1 protein-coding gene is annotated in these 584 nt (G+C 34.8%); it reads right to left on the bottom strand.

What is annotated here, in order from left to right; translation table 11 throughout:
• Positions 1-102: 102 nt before the first annotated feature.
• Complete coding sequence (locus HMPREF2572_RS02365) at positions 103-408, bottom strand: hypothetical protein (RefSeq protein WP_070496062.1); 306 nt, start codon at positions 406-408, stop codon at positions 103-105.
• Between the last annotated feature and the right edge of the window lie 176 nt (positions 409-584).

The raw sequence follows: 584 nt of genomic DNA, 5'->3' as shown, positions 1-584 counted from the left end.
AGGGGATTTTGGGGAATTTTGCAAAGGTCTCCAACAGCGTACTACAGCATCTACCGAAACCAGCTTTGATACTGGATAACCGTCTATTGATACATTTTTAGATCATAATGTTTTCATATTAAAAGATATTACTTGTGATACCAAATCGGTGGTATCAAAAAATATAATTATCCGATAGTGATCATAATCCCCGTCAGTATCCGGCAACCAGCAAACAAAAATATGTGAATTCTGATAATTTAAGGAATAATAATCGGGATCAAAAAAATATTTAATTTCAATCCATTTTCCACTGGGAAATTCAAATAATTTTTTTAAACAATTGCTGTTTTTTTCTAAAACAAAATCATCTAATAACACATCTAATTCAATTGCTGATTTAAGCTCTTCATCTGAGGAAGGGTTCATGACATATCCTTGTTGAACAAATGAATTAATATGAGTAACCTCTTATAAAGTTGCCCGTCTGATTTTACCTGCACGCAATCATTGTTGCTGCGCTGCTAGTAGATTTAGCGGCGGGGGTATGGCAATAAGGTCATCTGAAAACGTTTTGAACTGCACCCCAAAAGTTGGACACATCC

Origin of the sequence: Neisseria sp. HMSC064E01 (assembly GCF_001808875.1) — a bacterium.
GTDB lineage: Bacteria > Pseudomonadota > Gammaproteobacteria > Burkholderiales > Neisseriaceae > Neisseria > Neisseria sicca_A.
This window is presented reverse-complemented; position numbering and strand designations above follow the sequence as displayed.

Coding starts and splice junctions, on each gene's coding strand:
- HMPREF2572_RS02365 (WP_070496062.1), bottom strand. CDS start 408: ATGAACCCTTCCTCAGATGAAGAGCTTAAATCAGCAATTGAATTAGAT.